17 protein-coding genes and 2 pseudogenes are annotated in these 15,265 nt (G+C 63.9%); 8 read left to right on the top strand and 11 right to left on the bottom strand.

Going from position 1 to position 15,265, the window contains the following annotated elements; translation table 11 throughout:
• The first annotated feature begins 172 nt into the window (after nucleotides 1–172).
• The gene (locus A3E1_RS0130615) at nucleotides 173–1,108 is read left to right on the top strand and encodes an alpha/beta fold hydrolase (protein ID WP_157631840.1); all 936 of its coding nucleotides are present in this window, start codon (nucleotides 173–175) and stop codon (nucleotides 1,106–1,108) included.
• Between the two features lie 102 nt (nucleotides 1,109–1,210).
• Here A3E1_RS0130615 and A3E1_RS49320 read toward each other — a convergent pair.
• A pseudogene (locus tag A3E1_RS49320) lies at nucleotides 1,211–1,581 on the bottom strand (formylglycine-generating enzyme family protein); the annotation flags it as partial.
• Nucleotides 1,582–1,651: 70 nt separating this feature from the next.
• Nucleotides 1,652–2,062, bottom strand: a pseudogene (locus A3E1_RS48630) (sulfatase-like hydrolase/transferase); the annotation flags it as partial.
• A gap of 99 nt (nucleotides 2,063–2,161) precedes the next feature.
• On the opposite strand from A3E1_RS48630, the gene A3E1_RS0130625 reads away from it, so the two are divergent.
• On the top strand, nucleotides 2,162–3,349 hold the full coding sequence (locus A3E1_RS0130625) for a cytochrome P450 (protein WP_020524632.1): 1,188 nt from the start codon (nucleotides 2,162–2,164) through the stop codon (nucleotides 3,347–3,349).
• Here A3E1_RS0130625 and A3E1_RS0130630 read toward each other — a convergent pair.
• Nucleotides 3,310–3,798: a VOC family protein gene (locus A3E1_RS0130630; RefSeq protein ID WP_020524633.1), complete on the bottom strand. Its 489-nt coding sequence runs from the start codon at nucleotides 3,796–3,798 to the stop codon at nucleotides 3,310–3,312. The two genes, A3E1_RS0130625 and A3E1_RS0130630, sit on opposite strands and share 40 nt — an antisense overlap.
• Before the next feature lie 38 nt (nucleotides 3,799–3,836).
• Between A3E1_RS0130630 and A3E1_RS0130635 the strand changes: the two genes are divergently transcribed.
• Nucleotides 3,837–4,214: a VOC family protein gene (locus A3E1_RS0130635; protein WP_020524634.1), complete on the top strand. Its 378-nt coding sequence runs from the start codon at nucleotides 3,837–3,839 to the stop codon at nucleotides 4,212–4,214.
• Here A3E1_RS0130635 and A3E1_RS0130640 read toward each other — a convergent pair.
• The 3 genes from A3E1_RS0130640 to A3E1_RS47455 all read right to left on the bottom strand — a co-directional run bounded on the left by A3E1_RS0130640 (nucleotide 4,211) and on the right by A3E1_RS47455 (nucleotide 5,942).
• Nucleotides 4,211–4,702 carry a TspO/MBR family protein gene (locus tag A3E1_RS0130640; RefSeq protein WP_020524635.1) on the bottom strand — a complete coding sequence of 164 codons (492 nt, stop codon included), beginning with the start codon at nucleotides 4,700–4,702 and terminating at the stop codon, nucleotides 4,211–4,213. The genes A3E1_RS0130635 and A3E1_RS0130640 overlap by 4 nt on opposite strands.
• Before the next feature lie 40 nt (nucleotides 4,703–4,742).
• Entirely contained in the window at nucleotides 4,743–5,669 is a 927-nt protein-coding gene (locus A3E1_RS0130645) for a class I SAM-dependent methyltransferase (RefSeq protein ID WP_157631841.1), read from the bottom strand.
• A 69-nt stretch (nucleotides 5,670–5,738) separates the two neighbouring features.
• Nucleotides 5,739–5,942: a hypothetical protein gene (locus A3E1_RS47455; protein ID WP_020524637.1), complete on the bottom strand. Its 204-nt coding sequence runs from the start codon at nucleotides 5,940–5,942 to the stop codon at nucleotides 5,739–5,741.
• Between the two features lie 13 nt (nucleotides 5,943–5,955).
• Between A3E1_RS47455 and A3E1_RS0130655 the strand changes: the two genes are divergently transcribed.
• A complete protein-coding gene (locus tag A3E1_RS0130655; RefSeq protein ID WP_020524638.1) occupies nucleotides 5,956–6,396 on the top strand; it encodes a VOC family protein in 441 nt (146 codons plus the stop codon).
• Here the strand turns inward: A3E1_RS0130655 and A3E1_RS42950 are convergent.
• Both A3E1_RS42950 and A3E1_RS42955 read right to left on the bottom strand, forming a co-directional pair.
• Nucleotides 6,389–7,165 (bottom strand): inositol monophosphatase family protein, encoded by a 777-nt coding sequence (locus tag A3E1_RS42950; RefSeq protein WP_020524639.1) that lies wholly within the window; start codon nucleotides 7,163–7,165, stop codon nucleotides 6,389–6,391. The two genes, A3E1_RS0130655 and A3E1_RS42950, sit on opposite strands and share 8 nt — an antisense overlap.
• Nucleotides 7,162–7,614, bottom strand: coding sequence for a DinB family protein (locus A3E1_RS42955; protein WP_020524640.1), 453 nt, complete (start codon nucleotides 7,612–7,614; stop codon nucleotides 7,162–7,164). The genes A3E1_RS42950 and A3E1_RS42955 overlap by 4 nt, the downstream gene beginning before the upstream one ends.
• A 56-nt stretch (nucleotides 7,615–7,670) precedes the next feature.
• Between A3E1_RS42955 and A3E1_RS0130670 the strand changes: the two genes are divergently transcribed.
• The 3 genes from A3E1_RS0130670 to A3E1_RS0130680 are packed head-to-tail and all read left to right on the top strand — an operon-like array spanning nucleotide 7,671 to nucleotide 10,306.
• Entirely contained in the window at nucleotides 7,671–8,618 is a 948-nt protein-coding gene (locus A3E1_RS0130670; RefSeq protein ID WP_020524641.1) for a DUF5937 family protein, read from the top strand.
• Nucleotides 8,619–8,648: 30 nt separating this feature from the next.
• Nucleotides 8,649–9,326: an RNA polymerase sigma factor gene (locus A3E1_RS0130675; protein WP_020524642.1), complete on the top strand. Its 678-nt coding sequence runs from the start codon at nucleotides 8,649–8,651 to the stop codon at nucleotides 9,324–9,326.
• Nucleotides 9,323–10,306: a CU044_5270 family protein gene (locus A3E1_RS0130680; RefSeq protein ID WP_020524643.1), complete on the top strand. Its 984-nt coding sequence runs from the start codon at nucleotides 9,323–9,325 to the stop codon at nucleotides 10,304–10,306. The genes A3E1_RS0130675 and A3E1_RS0130680 overlap by 4 nt, the downstream gene beginning before the upstream one ends.
• A gap of 59 nt (nucleotides 10,307–10,365) precedes the next feature.
• Here the strand turns inward: A3E1_RS0130680 and A3E1_RS0130685 are convergent, their stop codons facing one another.
• Both A3E1_RS0130685 and A3E1_RS0130690 read right to left on the bottom strand, forming a co-directional pair.
• Entirely contained in the window at nucleotides 10,366–11,094 is a 729-nt protein-coding gene (locus A3E1_RS0130685) for a copper homeostasis protein CutC (protein ID WP_020524644.1), read from the bottom strand.
• A complete protein-coding gene (locus tag A3E1_RS0130690) occupies nucleotides 11,091–12,596 on the bottom strand; it encodes a M81 family metallopeptidase (protein ID WP_020524645.1) in 1,506 nt (501 codons plus the stop codon). Before A3E1_RS0130690 ends, A3E1_RS0130685 begins: the two co-directional genes overlap by 4 nt.
• A 251-nt stretch (nucleotides 12,597–12,847) precedes the next feature.
• Here A3E1_RS0130690 and A3E1_RS42960 point away from each other — a divergent pair, with 251 nt between their 5' ends.
• A complete protein-coding gene (locus A3E1_RS42960) occupies nucleotides 12,848–14,203 on the top strand; it encodes a tetratricopeptide repeat protein (protein WP_051105198.1) in 1,356 nt (451 codons plus the stop codon).
• A gap of 12 nt (nucleotides 14,204–14,215) precedes the next feature.
• On the opposite strand, the gene A3E1_RS0130700 is transcribed toward A3E1_RS42960, so the two are convergent.
• Nucleotides 14,216–15,265, bottom strand: coding sequence for an AI-2E family transporter (locus tag A3E1_RS0130700; RefSeq protein WP_040392262.1), 1,050 nt, complete (start codon nucleotides 15,263–15,265; stop codon nucleotides 14,216–14,218).

Genomic DNA, 15,265 nt, shown 5'->3' on the forward strand with positions numbered 1-15,265 from the left:
CGTGGGAGAGCATGATTGGAGGCCCGGAAACCGCCACGTTGTTCCGCCGTAGCACGTCCACTGCCACAGTCTCACACCCAATACCGGGCGTTTGCGGCGATAGAGGCGCCTTGCCCGGCTAAACGAAGCCGGGGTGGACTACATCGGCCAGGCGCGGGGTATCACTCGTTTCATGGCTGAACGTGAAGATCGCCTGCGGGCGCCCGCCGAAACGATCGCCGCGGTGTGCGGGCGTGCGGTCGCCTGGACGGCAGCGGGTGCGGGAGAACCACTGCTGCTACTACATGGGCTGGGCGGGACCCGCCATACGTGGCGGCATCTGATCGATGGACTGGCCCGCGACTACCTGGTGATCGCGCCGGACCTCGCCGGGCACGGCGAATCCGCGGCACCCAACGGCGACTATTCGCTTGGCGCGCAAGCGTGTGCGATTCGGGACCTGCTCGATAGCCTCGGCCATGAACGTGTCAGCATCGTCGGGCACAGCCTCGGCGGCGGGGTCGCGATGCAATTCGCGTACCAGTTTCCGCAACGCACCAAGCAAATCGTGCTCATCGGCAGTGGCGGACTAGGCCCCGAGCTGACTTTCATGTTGCGGGCCGCCACCCTTCCCGGCTCAGAAGCCGTGGTGGCGGCACTCGCGCATCTGCCGGAATACCTCATTCGCCGGCTCGTGCCACTGCTGGCGCGACTGCCACATATGGTCTCGCGTCAAGACGCTCTGGCGGTAAGCGAGGCACTGTTCGGCCTGCGCCATGCGGGGCGCCGCAACAGTTTTGTGCGCACGGCCCGGACCGTCATCAGCTGGAAAGGCCAAATGATTGACGCGACCCGGCAGCTCAGTGTGCTGCGGTCGACGCCTCTTTTGGCGATCTGGGGCAGCGATGATAAAACCATTCCACCGCATCATCATCCGGCCATCGCCGACTACGTTCCGGGTGCGCACCTGGCCGAAATCGCTGGGGCTGGGCATTTCCCGCACGAAACCCACACCGCGGATGTCCTGAAGGCGATCAGTGCGTTTCTCGGCTGCGACACGGAAGAAGTGCCGCAGCCCCGTCCAGCCCTCAACGCCAGCGCCCGCGTCGCTGGCCTCGCCATGGCATGACGGCATCGCTGTGCCGCCATTCGTGCTCAATGATGTGAATCGGATGAAGACGTCCTGGCGTCTTAGCGCTAAGCGGTCTTCTCCCCGAGGAGATTGTGCGTTAGCCACCACCCGGAAACCGACGTTTCCCGTTGAGCTGTCAGGTGTGTTCGACGAGCGGGCGGCCACGCGATAACGGTTGCTATAGGACTCATGGCACAGGTAGGAACCGCCGCGCATGGCTCGCCTGCCGTCTCCTGCCAGGTCGGCGCACCACTCCCACACGTTGCCGCTCATGTTGTAGAGGCCGAAGCCGTTGGGGCGAAACGACTTCACGGGAGCCGTGCCTGGGTATCCGTCCGCGGCGGTGTTGTGATGCGGGAAGACGCCCTACCCCACGGGTAGCGCTTTTGCGCGAGGCCACCGCGTGCGGCGTATTCCCACTCCGCCTCGGTTGGCAGGCGTGCGCCGGCCCAGGCGCAATAAGCCTGGCTTGTCGGTGCGGTTAGCCTCGGGCACGCTGGGGCGGCCACTCCACGGCGGCACCGCGATGTCGGCGTACTTCGCCTCCGGCGTGTTAGGACCGTGTGGAGCATAAGGGATGAAGTAGAGGAACCAGGGCCTGTCGTCAGCGCGGTCAATGAAGCCGAGTGCGCGGTTCTTCAACACGGTCGTCGAATAGCCGTTGATGGTCTGCACGGTGCCGTCGACGTTGTAGGTCGCGTTCTGATAGCCCGGTTGCAGCAACGCGAACTCGTCGAAATGTGGTGGTGCGGCGTTGATGTTCCAGCCGTTGAGGAACTTGCCGTAAAGGCCAGTGCGGTAGCCGTTGTCCTTGAGAAGGCGTTGCACTGTCTTGCTGACGATAGCAATGACATTGGGCCGGGCCACACTGGCCTTGGCGGGCTCGGCGATCGCGGCGGCACTCAAGCTCGCGGCGGCTGCCGTGCCCAGCAGTGTTCGTCTGGAAACCATGCCCCGTAACGTTAATCAGCCCTTGTTGCTGGGTAGAGAATCATCTATTAATGCCTGCGGGTGATTGTGCGGCGCCGTGCCAGGCCGCACCCTTAGACCATGACGTTCCTCGATCTGCAGGGTGCTGACTTCCAAGCCAACCCCTATGGGGTACTCGCTGAGTTGCGGGAAGAGCATTGGCAGGTGCCCTGCGCGTTCGGGATAGCGGTGTTGCGCTATGACGAGGTGCGCGGGATGCTGGCACTTCGGCAGCTGCGCACACCGGGCGCTGATTTCCTTGCTCTGCAAGGCATTACCGAGGGGCCGCTGGCCGACACGATGCGCGGCTTTCTGCTCAATGCTGACGGGCAAGCCCACCACCGGGTCCGCCGTCTTGTCAGCAAAGCGTTCACGGTCGCCTGGGTCGAGGCGTTCCGTCCGGCCGTCGCACGCATGGCTGAGGAACTGCTGGACGAGCTTGACGGACAAGACGAGTGCGACTTCGTGGCCTCGTTTGCTGAGCCTCTAGCGCTGCGGGTGCTCTGCCGGTTCGTCGGCATTCCCGATGACGTCAGTCACGAGGTCAAGCAGTGGACCGCCGACATCGGCCTGCTGTTTGGCCTCAGTGTCGCTGAGCACCGGGCTCGCATCGAGTCCGCATTGGACAACCTGCACGGCTACATCGACGAACTGCTCACACAACGGCGGGCCGCTCCGCGCGACGATCTGCTCACCGCACTCATCGCGGCGGAGGAAGACGGGGAGCTGCTCACCGACGCCGAGCTGCGCTCGATGGTGATCACCCTGATGTCGGCGGGCCAGGGGACGGTGCAGCACCAGCTCAGCAATGGCATGGCAGCGTTCATGGCACACCCGGAGCAGTGGCGCCTGCTGCGAACGCAACCACGCCTCGCGGTGACCGCTGCCGAAGAGATCGTGCGTCACAGCCCGTCATCGATCCTCGGGGTGCCGCGGATCGCCAAGGAAGACTTGAGTTTCGCTGGCCTCGACATTCCGGCAGGCGCCGCCATCATGCCCATCACTGGCTCGGCCAACCGCGACCCGCGTGCGTACGGGGACTCGGCCAGCGCCTTGGACATTGAACGCACCGGGACACCACACCTGACCTATGGCGGAGGCATCCACTACTGCCTGGGTGCCGCACTGGCCCGTGTCGAACTGCAAGAAGCCTTCCCGCTGCTGGCCCAGCGGTGGCCCAGCCCGCAGCCCGCCGGACCAGGAACCTGGCTTCCGCCAACAGAAGCCGTCTACGGACCGCTCACGTTGCCCGTCAAGCGCGGCTCGTAATACAGCTGCGGCACGCCGCCGTCCATGATGACGCCCACGAAACTGTCGAGCATCGGTTCGGCCTCACAGATGAACCGCAGCACTGTCCTATCTGGATCGACCACGTCGAACCCGGTGCCAAACGGGCCGGCGTCACGCACGTCGGTGTGCTCGACACCTAGTGAGTCGCAGTGCTCGTAGAACTGTTGCAGCGCTTGACGATCCGCCACCGCGAAGGCCACCGGATCGTAGCCGGACAGATCTGGCCTGCTCGCGCAAAACTCCCGCAGCCGCAGCGCCACGATCAGGCCAGTGGCCCGGTCGATCAGCGAAACGCCGCGCAGTTCGCCCTGCTCGACAAACTCATACTGTGGCGTGAGCGTCAGCAACGCCGTGTACCAAGACGCGCTGCGGGCTAGATCGGTGACCGGCAGTTTGATGTGCCGAAGCTTCGTGACAGGGCTAGTCATCGGCTGATAATAAGGCGCCGTCGGCTAGCCTTGGGGGCATGGCAGTGCACTTGAATCACACCATCGTCGAAGCGAGCGACCGCGACTTCACTGCTGATTTCCTCACCGATCTCCTGGGTCTCGCCCCGGCCGGCACGTTCGGGCCGTTTCGTGTCGTGGAGCTAGGCAACGATGTCTCCCTCGACGTCGTGCAGACCAGAGGCGCGGTCAGCGCACAGCACTACGCCTTCCTCGTCAGCGAGGAGGAGTTCGACGAGATCTGGAGCCGCATCAAAGAACGGGGACTCACGTTTTGGGCCGACCCGTTCCACCGGCAGGCCGGGCAAATCAACACCAACGACGGCGGGCGGGGCCTTTACTGGGAAGACCCCGACGGCCATAACCTGGAGATCATTACCCGGCCCTACGGCGGCTAGGTGTTGAGCTGCCAGACCGAAAAGTTCAGCGCGGCCGCGAACGTGACCCACAACAGGTAGGGCGCCAGCAGCCAGGCCGCCAGTTTGCTCAGCCTTGAGAACAGAACCATCGTGACGACGATGAGGATCCACAGCACGACAATGTCGGCGAAGGCGAGCCCATACCTGTTGGCGCCGAAGAACAGCGGCGTCCAGATCGCGTTAAGGACGAGCTGTGCGGCGTAAACCGTCAGCACGAGCGCTGAGGCGCCCTTTCGCCAGGCGAGCCAGCCCGACAAAGCGATCATCACGTAGAGGACCGTCCAGACGGGGCCAAAGAGCCACGATGGTGGCGCCCACGACGGTTGTGCCAGCGAGTTGTACTGCTCGGCGGTACCGCCGACCGCTATCGCGCCAATCGCTGCGACAGCTATGACCGCGGCCGCGAAGGCAGCGAGAGCGAGCCAGTCGCCGATCCGGGGCCGCTGAGTGCCTGCATTAGCCGTCATACCCCTAGCTTCTCCAGACGGCGCCGTCGCCAAACCCCGGTTACAGCGTTTTGCGGATCTCCACGAGTAAAGTCAGGCCTGTGCCGTCACGGCCGATGTGCATTTCTTTGACCTGTTCGGCGTGTGGGGCCACGATCTCGTCGATGTCGGCTTCCGTCCGCTCGATCAGCGGCCAGTTCATGAGATGCTCCAACATCACACGGTACGGGTTTGCCTCGCCCACGTTGGAGAAGTAGAACAAGCCACCAGGCTTACACAGTCGCGTTAGGACCTTGCCGGCCAGCCTGCTCGCGATGCGCTGCGGGAGATAGTCGTAGAGGCCGCCCGCGATCACGAGGTCATACGGTCCGTGCTGGGACAGCTCGTCGATGGAACGCATGACGTTGCCGTGCACGACCGTGAGCTGATCGCCAAGGTAAGCCAGCTCCTGCGCTGCCAACTCAAGCGCGCCCGCATCAGCGTCGTTGAGCACGACCTTGACATCGCGCCCCATCAGCTGTGGCTGGATGCGCCTTAGGTCAGCCGCCCCACCGCATGCGATCAGCAGTATCGATACCGGTTCGTCGCCGCGGCCAACAAGGGCTTCCTGGATCAGCCGGGCCTGATGGACGATCTTGTTGATGTGCTGCTGAACCATCGGCCCGGTCATCAGATGCTGCTTCAGCTCCCAGCCGAAGGTGCCAGGCTGAGCGTCATTGCGTTGCGCCACAATGTGTTCCACGATGGCGAAATCGCCGGCGTAGCCACGCGGCCATTGCTGGGCATAGGCGAAGAACGGCGAGCGGGTGCACGCCTCGCGAGCCGTCGCCACCGCTTGGGCAATGTCGTCTTTGGACTTTCCGTCTAGCTCGGCGTCGGTAACTTCAGCGAGCAGGCTCGCCATCGCGGCACCGATCCGCCAGAATCCACCGTCGCAGTCCGACGATAGTGCGGCGAACTCGGCCGCGCGTTGCTCCAGGAGAGTCATGCCCATGAGTGTGTGGGCGGCCGGGATGAGATCACAGGCAGCAAACAGACTCTTGCCCCGTGACCACCGTCACGCCGTCGTAGTGCCGTCCAGCAGGCTCAGCAGGGCACGTCTCGCGTCTCCGGCTTCGTTCCAGAACCCGAAACTGGACAGCGCACCGCCGAAGACAAAGAAGCAGAACAAGACGCCAAGAACGCCGTCGGTTGATCCCGCGAATAGGACGCCTATCGCGACCAACACAAAGTCATTGGCATCAGATCGGCTTTCATGCATCTATGCTGCGAATATGGCGATTCAGCGGATGGACCATGTCAGTGTCGTTGTCGATGACCTAGAGGCCGCTAAGGCGTTCTTTACCGAGCTGGGCATGGAGCTTGAGGGCGAGGCGCCTATCGAGGGGGACTGGGTCGACCGCATCAACGGGATCAAGGGTATTAGGGTTCAGATCGCAATGATGCGAACCCCCGACGGCCAGGGCAAGCTCGAGCTGACGAAATTCCACGCACCCGCCTTGGTCAGCGACAAGCCGGACAATGCCCCGCCCAACGCGCTTGGCCTGCGCAGCGTCATGTTCGAAGTGGACGGTATCGATGACGTCGTCGCCCGCTTAAGTGCCCTAGGCGGCGAGCTTATGGGCGAGGTCGTTGATTACGGGAACTACTACCGGCTCTGCTATATGCGTGGCCCGGCAGGCATCATCGTGTCGCTGGCCGAGAAGCTCAGCTAACCGCGGACGCGATCAGGGCGAGTAGTTCATCGTGCAGAAGGCCGTTGCTCGCAAGAACCGTGCCGTTGCCGGACAGCACCGGTTTTCCTGTTAGATCGGTGACGCGGCCGCCTGCTTCTTCGATCAGGACGGGCAGACAGGCGAGATCGTCGTATCCCATGCCGTTGCCGGCGTACACGACCGCGTCGACCTCGCCCCGCATGAGCCGGTGTGCCGCGTGTACACCATCGGTGAGTGAGCATCGCTGGTGCAGGGCAGTCAGTAGCGGTGTTGGCCAGGATTTGAGGTTGAGCGCACAGATCTTCGCACCGTCCACTGTGGAGCGCTGGCTCACCGCGGCCGTGAACACGTGCTCACGGTGGTGCACACGGCTTCCGAGCCCCCGGGCCCCTTCCAGGGTGACGCCGCCAATGGGGTAGGACGACACCGCGACCGCTGGGCCGTGTTCGTCTTCCATCGCCAGATCCACGCAGAACAACGGGATCCGTTGCACGAAGCTCGCTGTGCCGCCAAGCGGGTCCATAATCCAGCGGCGGCCCGACGTTCCTGCTTTCGGTGGCCTTTCTTCGCCGACCACCGCGTCGGTGGGGTGGACGGCGGCGAGCCGTTGCCGGATGTGGTCTTCCGCCGCGAGGTCGACGGCGGTAACAGGACTGCCATCGGATTTGTGCCAGACCTGCTGGTCGGCCTCGAACGCTTGCGCGACAAGGGCACTCACCTCGCGTACCAGCTGAAGGGTTAGATCTAGGTCTGCTTGTTGGGCTTTCATTTGGTCACCTTTAGGTGGGCGGTGCCGTGGCAATAGGGTGTGCCAGGCAGTTCGGGTGTGTTTAGGTCCTCGCAGAACGCGCTGAAGCCGCTGTCCCAGGCGGTGATTGCCAGCGTGTCGATGAGCAGATCGCGGGCGTCCAGGAAACGTTGCAGCACAAGTGGTTCCGGGAGCAATCGGCCGGAGGCGATGCCTCCTTCGTTTAGCGCGGCGCCGTCGCCGGCCCAGCGTGGGTCGACGCTCCAGTGGGTTCGTCCGAGTTGGTGTCCCGTGATCGCCGCGAGCACGATCTCGTCCCACATGGCCACGTGCGCCACGACGTCTCGCACGGTCTGCAGGCCCTGACTTCGTGGGCCGGGCACGACCATGGTGCTGGAGTCGTGATAGGCCACCAGCAATCTGTCGCGATCGAGGCGGAGGCGTTCACAGGCCTCGTCTTTGCTCAACACGTGATCAGCTTGCGTGCGCTGCCGGCGTCAGGAGAAACGATGTAGCATTTTGCTTAATGATCGAGTTTGTACTGAGCGACCCCGACCTCCTATCGGTCCGGTTCGCCATCTCACCGCTCAACGAGCTGACCCTCAGCCTGCGCGCGCTCAAAAATCCTAGGCGGTACTCGGCACACCAGCACTGGACGCGGCAGGCACTGTCGCCACGTTCAGGACTCGACCTCGATGTGCTTTTGGCACTGGCCAATGACCGGGGCTGGACGCCTGACTTCCTGAGCCCACGGCCAGCGTTGCCGTTGACACGGATCGAGGACGAGCTGGAGCTTCTGGCGCAAGTGCCGCCGGAAGTCGTCGAGCATGACATGAAACAGATCCACAGTGGACAGACGCTGGGAGGGGGCGTTGAGTCGATTGTGGTGGCCCTGCAACGCTATTGGCAGCTTCACTTCGCGTCCTCGTGGGACCGGATGCGTACGGTTCTGGAACGAGACGTGCTCTATCGCGGGCAGACGATGACACGGGAAGGCCTGGGCGCCATGCTTTCTGGCATCTCCAGCCGCGTGACCTTCGACAGTCCCGTGGTGCGGATCCAGATCCACGGCGTCCCCGCGCGGCGAACGCCGACGGGCGGGGCCGGGCTCACGCTCATGCCATCGCTATTCGCTCTCCACACCGGGGTTCCTGTCGATGCCAGTGCGCCACCGATGCTGATTTACGCCGCGCGTGGCGCGGGCACTGTTTGGGACAAGCCCAGCCGCACCGTGAGCGCCGGCCTCGCCGGCCTGCTCGGGCAGACACGTGCCGCCATCCTCACCGCCATCGACGCTCCCATCGCCTCGGCGGACCTGGCACGCGACTTTGGCGTCACCACGTCAGCGGCCAACCAGCACCTGCGCGCACTGGCGGCCGGAGGCCTGCTCAGCACCTACCGTCACGGGCGCAAAGTGCTGTATCAGCGCACAGCTTTGGCCGAAGCTCTTCTGCACAGGACGCCCTCGGCGTGAACTCAAATCGCCACTCGTGCGGATACCTCTGTGGAACATGCGGGTCTGCTCAAGCAAACAACGGGAGGAAACGATGGCATGCAGGATCTATCCGGGTCAGGCACGGCGACGGCGTTGACGGCACTGGCAGCGCAACAGGCTACCGACGCATCGATCGTGCAGGCCTCGTTGCAAGACCCGGCGGTGTTCGGCGTCTTGTACGACCGGTATGCGGCGCAGCTCTACCGCTACGCCTTTCGCAGGCTGGGTGAACAGCTCGCCGAAGATGCCGTTGCCGACGCCTTCGCCGCGGCATTTGCCCGGCGTGCCCACTATGACCTGAGCTATGAGGTCGCGCGTTCGTGGTTGTTCGGCATTCTCACGAAGGAGATCGCCTCGCAACGGCGCCGCGAGGTGAGCCAGCTCCGTGCGCTGGCGCGCGTTCACCGCGAGACGGCTGACGAGAGTCTCGCCGACAAGGTAAGTGCCGATGTCACGGCACGAGCGGTGCGTAGCCGCCTGGCTGCCGCCTTGGCAGGGCTGTCCACGGGGGATCGCCATGTGCTGCTTCTCATCGCTTGGGGCGACCTGAGCTATGAAGAAGTCGCGCAAGCACTGGGCATTCCGGTAGGCACTGTCCGCTCACGACTTAACCGCGCACGGCTGAAGATCCGAGGGTCACTGGGAGAGGTCAATCCCATTCACGCGTACGGGGAGGAACAGTCATGAACGACCTGAAGATGCTCAAGGAACTCGGCACGGAGCTTGATCCGGAAAACGGCGGGCCACCGCCACGCTTGCGGCACCGCGTATTGACCAGTTTGGACAGCCCAGCCCCGCGGCGAACGAGCCGATGGCGGCTATCGTGGCGCTGGAGTCTGGCGGCCCCAGCCGGTCTTGCCGTGGTCATAGTGGCGGCCCTGGTTGTCAGCACCGTGAATCGCCCCAGCTCAGACGGGAAGCTCACAGCACGCGACGTTCTCCTGCGGGCCGCGTCGTTCCAGCGCGCCGACACCGCGCCGCTGCCGCGACCGGATCAGCTCGTCTATGTCCAGTCGATCAGCGCCTACTACAACACCGGCCAAACCCCGCCTGTCCAGCCGAAGATGCGCCAGATCTGGATGTCGGTCGACGGTCTACATGACGGCCTGCTGAAGGAGAGCGCACTGCCAGGCAAGCCACGCGCGCAGAACATCATCGCGAACGCGCCACTTCCGGCCTGTATCAACGGAAAGGCGGCTGTGGTCGACCAGCAATGGAAGATGCACCCAGACGAGTTTGAGGAATGCAGCCTTCACCCCGCCTACCAGGACCTGCCGACTGACGCCGCCGGCATGCTCGGCTACCTGCGCAGCACAGCACCAAGAGAAGGCAACGACTGGGACATCCTTGACCACGCCATGAGCCTGATCGACGAGAAATACGCGACGCCGGCCCAAATGGCAGCCATCTTCGAAGCCCTATCGCACCTTAAAAGCGCCGCCGTTGACCCTGATGTGGTGGACCTGCACGGACGGCATGGCATCGCCGTCACGATGACGGGCGAAAAAGCGGTTTGGCAGCTGGTCTTTGACCCGAACACCTATTCCTACTTCGGATTCCAGGCCGTTGCCGTAGTGGACGCCGACGGGCTCAAGCGCGGCGACCTCATCAGCGGTAACGCCATCCTGGCCAAGGCGATCGTCGACCGGCCCGGCCAGCTTCCCTAACTACAGACCCAAAAGCGTGGGCTCCGGGTGGCACTCGGAGCCCACGAAGGTCTGCCCGTTCAGGGGAGGTTGTCGATGGCGGAACGGGCCGCGGCGACGATGGCTGGGTCGGTGACGTAATAGGTGTCGCTTCCAGCCACGCCAAGGGAAACCCAGGCGCCGCCGTTGCGCCTGGGCGCGGGGCGTTTAGCTGATAGGTGCACGGCTGCCACGCCGGCTTGGGCCAGTCTGGCAATGTCATTGGGCTGCACTCCCGCCCCGGCCATGACTTCCATGCCGGGCACGGCCGCGGCGATCTCATCGATGGCTTCGGCACCGGCCAGCGCGGTGGCTGCTCCGCCTGAGGTGAGAATGCGGGTGATGCCAACGGATTGCGCCTGTGCGGCAGTACCAGCTGGGTCCTTTGATTGGTCTATGGCCCGGTGCAGCGTGATGTCGGCCGCGGCGCCGGCGGCGTCGATGAGCTGGCGCATCGCTTCCAGGTCAAGGGTCCCCGCTGACGTGAGAGCTCCAATGACGACACCGGCGGCGCCGGCCGCGATGACAGACCGGATTTCGCCTGCCATCAAAGCGATTTCATCAGCGTCGTACACGAAGTCGCCTGGGCGGCAGCGAATGAGCACCTGCGCCGGTAAGCCGACGGCCGAAACCGCTTCCACCAAAGCGTTCGACGGCGTTACGCCGCCAAGCTCCAGAGCTGAGCACAGCTCGATGCGGTCGGCGCCGCCGTCGCGGGCGATGCGGGCACCGGCCGCGCTTGTGACAGCGATTTCCAGGGCAATCTTCACTCGTCGTCTCCTGTGAGCGGTTCGTTTGAGGCGGCGATGATCCGGGCTGAGAGATCCGGGTCAGGCATATCGGGGTCGAACGGGAACATGGGCCGGCGAATGCGGCTGTGTCCAATCCGGACAAGGTCTTGGTCAACGCCACCTGGTGTGAGCGCGAGCTTCCAGCCCACCGCCATGTCGAACAATTCCGGCTCTAGGTAGCCGATTTTGACAATGACGATGTCACTGCGCCGTGGGTCTAGGGCGAGGTTGGTGAAGTCATGCTCGTGGTGGTACGGCTTGCGGAGCTTGGTGAGTATCACGTAGACGCTGCCGACGCGCAGAACGGCTTCTGTTTCGGCATCCCGGTCGCCGTGCCTGATCGCGTGCACGACACCGGTCATCGTGACTGGCCCAGCGTGCCGGTCGTCGACCGTAGCGCCCGCAGTGACGGTTACCTCGGCGCCCAGGCCAGCCTCTTGGATCGTCGCTATGGCATGGGGCCCGGGCAGGGAAGCGTAGATGACTGCCGGGCCGTCGGGTGATTGGAACTCTGGCCGCGCTAGCACCCGCAGCAGCCCCCACGTAACGTCGCCGGCGCCGCCAGCGGTTGGGTTGTCGCCGGTGTCGCTAATGAAATACGGCTTCGCTTCGGAAACCAGTGCCTCGTTTAGACACTCGTCGAGCGTTCCGGTCGGTGCGACGAAGGCGAAGTCTCGGCGGCTGTCCCAGAACCGCTTTGCCAGGAGTTCGGCTCCTTGGGCGACGGCTGTTGGTGAGCTTCCAGTCACGGCGATCGCGGCGCGGTTGCGAGGTTCGTCGGCCCAGGCATACCCGACCCAGATCGCCGCGTCGATGACGCCGTCGGTCGCTTCCACGTCTTCGACGGCCGCATAGACGCTTTTAGCAGGCTCGATGCGGGTGGAAGTTTGTTCGCCAGCGAGCAGAACGGGTACGGGAATCCAGGCCTTTATTGGCCTTTGTGCTCCCGAGGCGATGAGCTCGACGAGATTGCGGGCCGCCCGCTCCTTGGTCACCATGTAATCCTCGTGCGGTGCCATGCGGTAGCACGTGATGAGATCACTCATGTGCACGAGTTCACGTGACACGTTGCCGTGCAGGTCCATCGACGTCGACACGACGACATCCGGCCCAACCGTCTGGCGTATCCGGGCGAGCAGCACAGCTTCGGCATCGTCGAGTCCTTCGACGGTCATCGCTCCGTGAATGTCGTACCAGAGCCCGTCGAGGTGCCCCATCGTGGACAGCCGGCCGATGAGCTCATTGGACAGTTCAGCGAACGCCTCTGCTGTCACCATTCCGCCCGGCAGCGACTTGCCGGCCAGCGCACCGCGCCAGTGAGCTTGAGCCAGCAGCGGTGATCCTTGGGCGAGGAACGGGTACCGGCTTAGGACGTCATCGCCGCGCGACGGATGGAACGCAGCAGCATGCGTGCGGGCAGGGGAGAACGTCGACGATTCGATCCCGAGACCCGCGATGGCGATGACAGGGTAAGCAGACATGGCGCTTCGTATCGTAGTTGTGGCACAGCGCGACCCCGCCGCCGGAGGCGGTTAGTTCACCTTCCGTACTCGTCGATGTCGATTTCGGCGTGGGCGCGGCACAGGAAGTCGAGTTCTCAGCCTGAAAATCACCGGAGGCGACGGCGGACGCGACGAAGTCATCGCCATAGCCAAACGGATCCTGGCCGTGGGCTAAACGAGTGGGCACAAAAGCGTGCGGGCATTGACTGCTATAGCTATCGTTGCGGACTGTGTCCGGTCACGTGTTCATCAGCTACAGCCACGACGGCGACAGTGCCTATGTCACCGAGCTAGCCGATCATCTGGCAACCGCAGGTATTCGCGTTTGGTACGACAGTGAAATCGTCGCAGGTGACCGCTGGCAAGCCGTCATTCGCGAACAGGTCGACAGCTGCGCGGTAATGATCGTCGTGATGAGCCAACAGGCCGAACTGTCCAAATGGGTCCAGCGAGAAATCAACCGGGCCGAAGAAACCAACCGCCCTATCCTCCCGCTCCTGCGCTCCGGGAAGGCATTCTTCCGCCTCAGCGACCTCCAACACGAAGACGTCACGACCGGGCGCATGCCATCAGAGCACTTCCTTGCCCGGCTTCGCGCGCATCAGCCACCGCCACGAATCCTGGTGCCGGCCATCGTGCTCAGTGAAGAAGACGAACTCTCCATTAGACACGCGGTCGCGCTTAAAGCCGCTGTTGCTGGCGATCACATCACCGCAGCCGAAATGCACCGGCAACTCATCGTCGACCGAACCCGGGTCTTAGGCCCCGATCACCCCAACACCTTTGACTCCCGACACGAATACGCGTTAAACGTTGGGGCGAACGGGAACCACGCCGAGGCGGTAAAGCTGTTCGGCGACCTCATCGCCGACCAAACCCGGGTACTGGGCCCCGATTACCCCAACACCCTGCACACCCGCAAGCACCTCGCCCAATACGTCGGGTTAACTGGCGAGCACACCGAGGCGGTGAAGCTGTTCGGCGATCTCATCGCCGACCAAACCCGGGTGCTTGGCGCGGACCACCCGCACACTCTCGACTCCCGGTACCACTTCGCCTACTACATCGGCCAGACTGGCGACAACACCGAGGCGGTGAAGCTGTTTGGCGATCTCATCGCCGACCAAACCCGGGTGCTGGGCGCCGGCCACATAAATACCCTCATCTCCCGCAACCACTTGGCCCACTGCACCGGGCTAATCGGCGAGCACATCGAAGCTGCAAAGCAGTTCCGCGACGTCATCACAGACCGAACCCGGGTAATGGGCGCCGATCATCCCCACACTCTTCACTCCCGGAATCACTTCGCCTATCACATCGCGCTAATTGGCAACTTCACCGAGGCGGTAAAGCTTTTCCGCGACGTCGTGGCTGACCGGACCCGAGTGCTAGGCCCCAACCATGCTGACACCCTCATTTCCCGCTTCAACCTCGCCTACTGCACCGGGCTAACCCGCAACTACACCGAGGCGGTAAAGCTTCTCCGCGACCTCATCGCCGACCAAACCCGGATGCTAGGCGCGGACCACCCTGACACCCTCACCTCGTTGAGTAACCTCGCCCACTACATCGAGAAGAGTGCATAACTCCAACGGATGCTATTCGGTTGGTACGGGGTCGGGGGCGTTGAGTTCGCTGATGACGGCCCATGCGATCGCGACAAGCGGCACGGAGATGACGGCGCCGACGAGGCCGCCCAACAGCGTTCCACAAACGACAGCGAGCGCGACGACGACGGGGTGCAGGCGGACGGAGCGGCTCATGATGAGCGGCTGCAGGACGTGGCCTTCGATCTGGCCGATGATCGGGATGAGGATGACGACGATCAGGGCGATGACGGGGCCGCGTGAGGCGAGGGTGACGAGCGCGGCGGCGGCGACGGCGATGGGGCCGCCGATGAGCGGGATGTAGCTAGACAGGAACACAAGCAGGGCAAGCGGCAAAGCGAGCGGAACGCGTAAGGCCAGCAGCACGATGGCGACAATCGCCGCATTGCTAAGAGCGACAAGGATAGTGCCGCGCACGTAGCCCTCGAAGGTCGACCAAGCCCGGCCCGCCACACGGTCGCTGATTTCGGCGATCCGGGACGGCAATTGGCCGGAGACGGTGGCCCACATGCGGTCGCCGCCGCTGAGGAAGAAGACCGAGCAGAAGAGTGCGAGTGCGGCACCGGTGAGGAATTCGGCGACGCCCGCCGCGCTGCCGATGGCGCGGCCGGCTAGTTCGCCACGGTTTTCAGTGAGCCACCGTCGCACCTGGGCTAGGCCCTCGTCGAGCTGTGAGCGCTGGATACGCAGGGGAGAGGTGGTTAGCCAGTCGGCGAGCTGGCCGAGTCCGCGTTCGAAGGGCTGGACTAGCTCACTGATCTGCCCGGCGATGCTGAAGCCGGCGAAGGCCAGGATGCCGAAGACGACGAGTAAGAAGGCGAGCAGGCTGAGCACGACTGCCAGCCATCGGGGCACATACCGTTTGAGGAAGCCGGTCAATGGGCTGAGCAGGGCGGTCAGCACAAGGGCGCCGAAGACGCCCATCACGGCGAGCATGACGCGGCCCAGTGCGGTGAACACGACGAAGGCTGCCGCGCACAGGACCAGGAACCGCCACGCGTAGGCGGCGGCCAGCTGCAACTGCACAGGCACCGTCCGCAT

The organism is Catelliglobosispora koreensis DSM 44566 (genome assembly GCF_000379685.1).
Lineage (GTDB): Bacteria > Actinomycetota > Actinomycetes > Mycobacteriales > Micromonosporaceae > Catelliglobosispora > Catelliglobosispora koreensis.

Excerpts from the sequence above, each read along its gene's own strand:
- A3E1_RS0130635 (WP_020524634.1), top strand. The coding sequence starts at position 3,837 with ATGGCAGTGCACTTGAATCACACCATCGTCGAAGCGAGCGACCGCGAC.
- A3E1_RS0130615 (WP_157631840.1), top strand. The coding sequence starts at position 173 with ATGGCTGAACGTGAAGATCGCCTGCGGGCGCCCGCCGAAACGATCGCC.
- A3E1_RS0130630 (WP_020524633.1), bottom strand. The coding sequence starts at position 3,798 with ATGACTAGCCCTGTCACGAAGCTTCGGCACATCAAACTGCCGGTCACC.
- A3E1_RS0130690 (WP_020524645.1), bottom strand. The coding sequence starts at position 12,596 with ATGTCTGCTTACCCTGTCATCGCCATCGCGGGTCTCGGGATCGAATCG.
- A3E1_RS0130625 (WP_020524632.1), top strand. The coding sequence starts at position 2,162 with ATGACGTTCCTCGATCTGCAGGGTGCTGACTTCCAAGCCAACCCCTAT.
- A3E1_RS0130700 (WP_040392262.1), bottom strand. The coding sequence starts at position 15,265 with ATGCGGACGGTGCCTGTGCAGTTGCAGCTGGCCGCCGCCTACGCGTGG.
- A3E1_RS0130670 (WP_020524641.1), top strand. The coding sequence starts at position 7,671 with ATGATCGAGTTTGTACTGAGCGACCCCGACCTCCTATCGGTCCGGTTC.
- A3E1_RS0130655 (WP_020524638.1), top strand. The coding sequence starts at position 5,956 with ATGGCGATTCAGCGGATGGACCATGTCAGTGTCGTTGTCGATGACCTA.
- A3E1_RS0130680 (WP_020524643.1), top strand. The coding sequence starts at position 9,323 with ATGAACGACCTGAAGATGCTCAAGGAACTCGGCACGGAGCTTGATCCG.
- A3E1_RS42950 (WP_020524639.1), bottom strand. The coding sequence starts at position 7,165 with ATGAAAGCCCAACAAGCAGACCTAGATCTAACCCTTCAGCTGGTACGC.
- A3E1_RS0130640 (WP_020524635.1), bottom strand. The coding sequence starts at position 4,702 with ATGACGGCTAATGCAGGCACTCAGCGGCCCCGGATCGGCGACTGGCTC.
- A3E1_RS0130645 (WP_157631841.1), bottom strand. The coding sequence starts at position 5,669 with ATGACTCTCCTGGAGCAACGCGCGGCCGAGTTCGCCGCACTATCGTCG.
- A3E1_RS47455 (WP_020524637.1), bottom strand. The coding sequence starts at position 5,942 with ATGCATGAAAGCCGATCTGATGCCAATGACTTTGTGTTGGTCGCGATA.